Annotated in this window: 5 protein-coding genes; 4 read left to right on the forward strand and 1 reads right to left on the reverse strand. The window is 39.3% G+C overall.

Annotation, left to right across the window (positions count from 1 at the left end):
- Positions 1-152: 152 nt before the first annotated feature.
- Entirely contained in the window at positions 153-1,670 is a 1,518-nt protein-coding gene (locus H5088_RS19970; protein WP_182754390.1) for a S10 family peptidase, read from the reverse strand.
- Between the two features lie 364 nt (positions 1,671-2,034).
- Between H5088_RS19970 and H5088_RS19975 the strand changes: the two genes are divergently transcribed.
- The 4 genes from H5088_RS19975 (at position 2,035) to mrcB (ending at position 7,540) form a co-directional block, all read left to right on the forward strand.
- Complete coding sequence (locus H5088_RS19975) at positions 2,035-3,258, forward strand: diguanylate cyclase domain-containing protein (protein ID WP_002958922.1); 1,224 nt, start codon at positions 2,035-2,037, stop codon at positions 3,256-3,258.
- Positions 3,259-3,469: 211 nt separating this feature from the next.
- Positions 3,470-3,808, forward strand: a complete 339-nt coding sequence (locus tag H5088_RS19980) for a P-II family nitrogen regulator (RefSeq protein ID WP_004587162.1) — start codon at positions 3,470-3,472, stop codon at positions 3,806-3,808.
- A 9-nt stretch (positions 3,809-3,817) separates the two neighbouring features.
- Entirely contained in the window at positions 3,818-5,047 is a 1,230-nt protein-coding gene (locus H5088_RS19985) for an ammonium transporter (RefSeq protein WP_024596272.1), read from the forward strand.
- Positions 5,048-5,197: 150 nt separating this feature from the next.
- Positions 5,198-7,540 carry a penicillin-binding protein 1B gene (gene mrcB, locus H5088_RS19990; protein ID WP_182754392.1) on the forward strand — a complete coding sequence of 781 codons (2,343 nt, stop codon included), beginning with the start codon at positions 5,198-5,200 and terminating at the stop codon, positions 7,538-7,540.
- Positions 7,541-7,700: the final 160 nt, after the last annotated feature.

A 7,700-nucleotide genomic window follows, 5' to 3' on the forward strand; every position in this document is an offset into this window, starting at 1 on the left:
ACCAAGCGCACAGGGCGTGCATCTGTGAAAGTGTTATGGCAAGGATGGCTTAAGTTACAAGCCATCCTTGAAGGCTACGATTTAGCAAAATCTCTTGAGTCAGACTTGTGATCAAGAGACAGCTTAAAGAGCCATTTTTTGTTTTAGGTATATTAGTATTTAGCCGCTTGCCCTTTTTTGGGTAAAGCGTGCTGTATAAAGTCACGTAAATCGTTATTAGAGCTTTCTAAATCAGCGTGGCGAAGGTACATCATGTGTCCGCTTCTGTAGCCTTTAAAGCTCAAACGGTCTTTCATTTTACCGCTTGGGTCTAATTGCCATAACGTATATTTAGCGTCAAAGTAATTGGTTGCGCCATCAAAGTATCCTGATTGGATCATCACGTTTAAGTAAGGGTTTTGTGCCATTGCTAAACGTAGGTTTTCGCCTGTATTATTACCGGTTCTATCCCATGGATGGACATTACCAAATAAGTTATATTTTACATCAGTTTTATAGTTTAACTCTTCACGTAAGTAGTGATTAATTGCAGGAGTGAAAGAGTGTAACCAAGAGGTAAGTTCAGCCCAGTAGTCTGGGGATTCACCTGCGCTTCGTTTATCTATTCCTAAATAACGAGAATCTAAGCGGCCTACAGTTTGACCACGTTCACGTAGTAGCTCTTTCCAGAAAAACTGAGTTGGAATATCTAAGTTATTTTGCTCAACAAACTTTTCTGATAAGCCTGCGTAGTGCGCCATTTTTGTAATTATGCGTCGCTTTTCATCAGCATTAATAAAGCCACCTTTAGCAAGCGCAGGGATTAACTCATTTACAGTAAACTCTTCAACTTCAGGTAATAACTCATCAAGATCTTTAGCTTGTAAATCGACGTTAAGTGCTTTGTGATACCAAGCAGTCGCTGCAAAGTAAGGTAGGCGGTTAGCTGCTTTAATCGGGCCGTCGCGCTTAATACCAATGTCAGTAGGTGATACGAGAACAACACCGTTTATGTACATCCACTGACTGTTTTGAAGCTCATGAGCGAGTCCAGACACGCGTGTTGTACCGTAGCTTTCACCTATTAAAAACTTAGGTGAGCGCCAGCGCTCAGCTCTATTTACAAAGGTATTTAACCACTCAGCAAGGTATTTAATATCGGCATTAACACCAAAAAACATTTCTTTTTGTTGGGCTTTAGAAGGAAGTTCGCCTTTTTCGTTTTCAAGTACGCGAGAATAGCCTGTATTTACAGGGTTTACATAAACAATATCGGCAATATCAAGAACAGAATATGGGTTGTCTTTTACCCCGTATGGTTGAATTGGATAGCCTTCATCATCAATTTTTAATACACGAGGCCCAGTATAAGCAAGGTGCATCCATACAGAAGCCGAACCTGGCCCGCCATTAAATGAAATAAGTAACGGGCGGGTTGTTCTGTCGTCAACTTTGTCGCGGGTGTAGTAGGTGTATTGCAGTGTAGCAACCGCGTCGCCTTTATCATCCCATACAGGTTGTGTACCTGTAGCAACAGTGTAGTTAAAACGTTGACCGTTGATTTTAGCTTTATGTTGAGTAACAACTTTGCTGTCTACATCAATACGACGTTGGTTATCGGCAAGTGTACTTGTACTGATTATTAATGCAATAACGGTTATCGGTAAACTGATAATACGACTAAGCTTCATTAGGTGTCCTTATTATTGTTGATACACCATTAAAGACATTAATGAGCTAAATAACAAAAGTATTGAGACTAGTGGCCGATAATACTAGTTAAGTAAGTGATTAATACACATGTAGATGCGTATTAATCACTTCTATAGTTATTTTGGGTTGGGTTTCTTTATTTAGTTAATTACAAAATTCAGGTATATTGCGGGCCTGCTTGTATTGATTTTATATACAAGCTATCACCAAAAAACCTAATGGATTACGCTTTCAAGCACATAAGTGCACTCTACACCGGATGTTTATTGATAAATGCTATTACGGTAATAGCATTGTATTTTTGTTTTATTACAAAATTAATTAAAGGTAAAGAGAAGCTTTATGCAAAGAGTATTAGTGGTTGAAGACAGTAAAGTAGTGCAGCAGGTACTTCGCCACTTAACTGCACAATACCTTGATGTGGCAATCGATTTTGCTTGGTCTTTAGCTGAATGTGCCACTTACGTAGAAAAATACGACTACACGCTTGCGTTAGTTGATTTAACCTTGCCAGATGCTCCTCACGGTGAAGTCGCAAAATATACTTTATCTAAAAAGATTCCTACGGTTGTTTTAACCTCAAAAATAGATGAGTACAAGCGCCAACAAATGCTTGAATTAGGTGTCGTTGATTATGTTATTAAAGATAATCGCGACTCTTACCATTACGCCGTTAAACTCGTTGCGCAATTGCTAAGAAACCAAGGTTGTAAAGCATTAGTAGCAGATGATTCATTACTGAGCCGCTCGTTAATGAAGCAAATGCTTGAAAAGCAATTGTTTGATGTGACAGATGCCCACGATGGACAACAAGCACTCGAAATATTAAAAGCTAATCCTGATATAAAGCTACTTATGACCGACTACGCTATGCCTTCTATGGATGGCTTTGAACTTGTTAAAGCGGTACGTAACTTTAGAGGCCGAGACGACTTAGCAATTATTGGCTTGTCGGGCGCGGGGAAACATGGCCTATCAGCGCGATTTATTAAATATGGCGCCAATGACTTTTTAACAAAGCCATTTATGAATGAGGAGTTTCATTGTCGAGTACTTCAAACAATGGAGCAACTATCGTTAATTTCAGATATTAAAGAAAGCGCGCATAGGGATCATTTAACAGGGCTTCATAATCGACGCTATTTTTATCAATATGCAGAAAAGCTCCTTAAAAGTAAAAACCAGAAAAATACTCTCGCATTGTTAGATATCGATTTTTTCAAAAATATTAACGATACATTAGGCCATGAAGGTGGCGATCAGGCTTTAAAGCAGGTTGGTTCATTAATCCGCACTACGTTTTCAAAGTTTACAGTTGCACGGGTTGGTGGAGAAGAGTTTGCCATAATATTACCTGAGATAGAGCTTGAACGTGGTCGTGAATACTTTGAAGCATTTAGAAAAAAGCTGGCTAGTTACGATTTTTCTATCAGCGATAAATCAATTAAAATTACTACAAGTATAGGCTTGGCAGACTTTCAAGACACTAGCTTGACGCAGGCAATGCGTGTTGCTGACAAAGCATTATACGAAGCTAAAAACCAAGGAAGAAACTGCGTGGTATAGCTCTGTTATATAAAGCTAAGCATGCAATTAATATATTGCACGCACCAATGTAGATAACTTGTTAAATTAACGCACCTAATTGGTGCGTTTTTTTTGTTATTTAGTTTCTGTTTTTCACTAACTTATTGTTTTAAAAAATATAAAAATAGTGGCACAAAGGTTGGATTGTTTAACCCAACAGGATAACAATAAAGAGTCCGAGGGGGCCGCTATGAAAATGATTAGTGCAATCATAAAACCATTTAAATTAGACGACGTGCGTGAAGCACTCGCTGATTTAGGAATTGAGGGGATGACAGTAGTTGATGTTAAAGGTTTTGGACGTCAACGAGGTCATACTGAGTTATATCGTGGTGCAGAATACCAAGTAGATTTTATTCCTAAGATCAAACTTGAAATTGCAACTCGTACTGAAAATTGTCAACGCGTTGTTGAAGCAATTACTAAAATTGCATCAACAGGTAAAATCGGTGACGGGAAAATTTTCGTGTACGACTTAGATCAAATTGTTCGTATCCGTACTGGCGAACTTGACGAAGAAGCAATTTAAGGGGGTCTCATGGAAAATACAATAATAGAACTAAAGTTTTCACTCGATACCTTCTATTTTTTAATATCAGGTATATTAGTAATGTGGATGGCAGCAGGTTTTGCCATGTTAGAAGCGGGCTTAGTTCGCTCTAAAAACACAGCTGAAATTTTAACTAAAAATGTCGCGCTGTATTCAATTGCATGTACGATGTTTTTATTAGTTGGCTACAACATTATGTATGTAGACAATGCCGAAGGTGGTTTTATTCCTTCAATAGGCGCTTTAATTGGCACACAAGCTGCTGATGCTGACCATTCTTTAGAATCTGATTTTTTCTTCCAAGTAGTATTTGTTGCAACGGCTATGTCGATTGTATCGGGTGCAGTTGCTGAGCGTATGAAGCTATGGGCTTTCCTTGGCTTTGCTGTAGTACTAACTGGTTTTATTTACCCTATTGAAGGTTACTGGACATGGGGTGGTGGTTTCTTATCTGAAATGGGCTTTGTAGATTTTGCAGGTTCTGCAATTGTACATGGCGCAGGTGCAGCTGCTGCACTAGCGGGTGTACTAATCCTAGGTGCTCGTAAAGGAAAATATGGTAAAAACGGTGAAATATACCCAATTCCAGGTTCAAACTTACCACTTGCTACACTAGGTACATTTATTTTATGGATGGGTTGGTTTGGCTTTAACGGTGGTTCTCAATTACTGCTTTCGGATAAAGAAAACGCAACTGCGGTAGGTCAAATATTACTTAATACTAATGCAGCTGCTGCAATGGGTGCTATTGCTGCACTGTTTGTATGTAAGATACTTTGGGGCAAATCAGATTTAACCATGGTATTAAACGGTGCATTAGCAGGTTTAGTTGTAATTACTGCTGACCCACTTTCACCTTCTCCATTAATGGCATGTTTACTAGGTTTACTTGGTGGCTCATTAGTTGTGTTTAGCATTATAGCACTTGATAAAGTTAAGATTGACGATCCAGTAGGTGCTATCTCTGTACACGGTGTGTGTGGTGCATTAGGTATTATGTTAGTACCGCTAACCAATGGTGATGCAAGCTTTGTTAATCAGTTAATTGGTTTAGTGTGTATTCTTGCCTTTGTATTTGTAGCATCATTTATTGTTTGGACTGTGCTTAACAAAACAATGGGTATACGAGTAACTGAAGAGGAAGAACTAAACGGTATGGATCAACACGATTGTGGTATTGAAGCCTACCCAGAGTTTGTTTCTGTTCGAAATAGCTAATAGTTTATTTAAATAATAATGTGTTTACACAAAGCCCTACTTCGGTAGGGCTTTTTTTGTTTCAGGGGGGGTTAACTTTTCGGATGTTAGGATATGCCCAATATGCTAAGCTCACACTCGTGAATAACCCTTGGAATAAATTACACTTAAATGGCCGACAATAAAAAAACACCTACCAGCAAACCTGCAGCTAAACGTGCTAGTAAATCGTCAAGCACGACAAAAAAAAGCACATCAAAGGGCAGTAAAAAAACAGTGAATCCCACTGTTAAACGCTCTTTTATGAGAAAAACATGGTCAGTGTTTTGGAAATTCAGCTTGGCTGTTTTTATTGCAATGGCAATGTATTTCATTTATTTAGATTCAAAAACTACACGTATATTTGAAGGTAATAAATGGCAACTTCCAGCGCAAGTGTATGCTCGTTCTATGGAGTTCTATCCGGGGCAATTTTTATCAAGCCAAGAAGTTGTGTTTGAGTTAGAGCGTCTACATTATTCATCTGTTAATAGATTAAGCAGAACAGGGCAGTTTGTTAAAACAGCAGATAGCATCAAGATTTATCGCCGTGATTTTGAATTTTATGATGGCCTTGAAGAATCACATATTATTGAACTTCGTTTTGCAGGGCAAAAAGTTGCGACTATTAAAGATAAGTTCGGCAGGCGTTTAAACTCTGCTCGCCTAGAACCTGTGCAAATAGCGCGAATTGGCAACGACTCTAAACAAGATAGAGAATTTGTACCGCTAGATAAGTTCCCAGCCATGCTTAAAGATACGCTACTGGTAGTTGAAGACCGTGATTTTTATGATCACCATGGTGTGTCGGTGTTTTCTATTTTACGTGCGCTTTATTCAAATATTAAAGCGGGACGCACCGTTCAAGGTGGCAGTACGCTTACTCAGCAATTAGCTAAAAATATTTACCTCACGCGTGAGCGTTCTTTAGTACGAAAAATAAATGAGGCCTTTATTGCCCTTATTTTAGATTATCGCTATTCAAAAGATCAGATATTAGAAGCTTACTTAAATGAGGTATACCTAGGGCAGTCATACAACCAAGGTATCCATGGTATGGGGCTTGCTTCTGACTTTTACTTTTCAAAGCCTGTAGACGAGCTTGAGTACGATCAAATTGCTCTGCTGGTGGCAATGGTTAAAGGCCCATCTTATTACAACCCACGTCGTTTTAAAGAGCGCACAATGGAGCGCAGGGACTTAGTGCTGCGTCTAATGGTCGAAAATAAGTTACTTAGCACAAAAGAGTACCGTGCATCGCTTAATCGCCCAATTGATATTGCGCCAATGAAAGCCAGTTTACAAAAATCATACCCAGGCTATTTAGAGCTAGTAAACAGAGAGTTAAATGAATTATTACCTGATCAGCAAACACTTGATGCAGGCGTAAGAGTATTTACTTATTTTGACTTGCAAAAGCAAACAGCAATGGAAGAGTCGATTGAAAAGAGTTTACCGTACTTGGAAAATCGCCCTAGAACTGAAAAACTAGAAGCAGCCATGATCTCTGTTAATGTAGAAAAAGGCGGTGTTTCTGCACTTATTGCTGGTCGCGATGTTCGCTATTCAGGATTTAACCGTGTTTTAGACACAAAACGTAATATAGGCTCGCTTGTAAAACCTGCCGTGTATTTAACCGCACTGCAATTGCCACATTATAATTTAGCTACTTTGCTTGATGACTCGCCAGTACAGGTCACAAATGAGCAAGGTAAAGTGTGGCAACCAGAAAATTTTGACCACCAATACCGTGGTGCAATTCCACTTTATAAAGCATTTAGTAACAGTATAAATATCCCAGCGGTTAATTTAGGCCTCGATGTAGGTGTTGATAAAGTAGTAAATACATTGAAAGGTTTAGGCGCAACAGGGGCGATAGACGAATACCCATCGCTGCTTTTAGGGGCTGTTGAAATGTCGAGTTTTGAAGTGGCTCAGCTTTATACAACAATTGCTGCAGATGGCGAATATAAAAAGCTCACTGCAATTTCGGCATTAACTGACTCTGTTGGTAAAGTACTTTATAAGCATAAAGTAAATGCAGAGCCTCGTTTTGATAAATCTGCAATGTATATGACCAAATACGCAATGAAACGCGTAACGAAAGATGGCACTGCTAAACGCTTAAATTTACACTTTCCGTCAATCCAGCTCGCTGGTAAAACAGGAACCAGCAACGATTTACGTGATAGTTGGTTTGCAGGCTTTGATCAAAATACAGTGACTGTTGCGTGGCTTGGTCGAGATGACAACAAAAGCACTGGTTTAACAGGTAGCGTAGGCGCATTAGAAGCATATATTCGTTACTTAAAACCACTTAACCCACAAGCAATAGCTGATACGCGTCCACCATCAATACGCTGGGCATTTGTAAATGAACAAACGGGTAAGCAGGCACCACCAGGATGTGGCAAGGTGATTCAGCTACCGCTTAGGGCGAGTGAGTTCGAGCCTAGGCCGCAATGCATACGTTAATTTAAGATTACTTTAAACAACAAAGCCGCTTATTTAGCTGTCTCTTGATCACAAGTCTGACTCAAGAGATTTTGCTAAATCGTAGCCTTCAAGGATGGCTTGTAACTTAAGCCATCCTTGCCATAACACTTTCACAGATGCACGCCCTGTGCGCTTGGTA

The sequence above is a fragment of the Pseudoalteromonas sp. SR43-3 genome (assembly GCF_014163875.1).
In the GTDB taxonomy this organism is placed as follows: domain Bacteria; phylum Pseudomonadota; class Gammaproteobacteria; order Enterobacterales; family Alteromonadaceae; genus Pseudoalteromonas; species Pseudoalteromonas distincta.

Bases quoted from the DNA above. Each gene is read 5' to 3' on its own strand.
- H5088_RS19970 (WP_182754390.1), bottom strand. From the start codon at position 1,670: ATGAAGCTTAGTCGTATTATCAGTTTACCGATAACCGTTATTGCATTA.
- H5088_RS19975 (WP_002958922.1), top strand. From the start codon at position 2,035: ATGCAAAGAGTATTAGTGGTTGAAGACAGTAAAGTAGTGCAGCAGGTA.
- H5088_RS19980 (WP_004587162.1), top strand. From the start codon at position 3,470: ATGAAAATGATTAGTGCAATCATAAAACCATTTAAATTAGACGACGTG.
- H5088_RS19985 (WP_024596272.1), top strand. From the start codon at position 3,818: ATGGAAAATACAATAATAGAACTAAAGTTTTCACTCGATACCTTCTAT.
- mrcB (WP_182754392.1), top strand. From the start codon at position 5,198: ATGGCCGACAATAAAAAAACACCTACCAGCAAACCTGCAGCTAAACGT.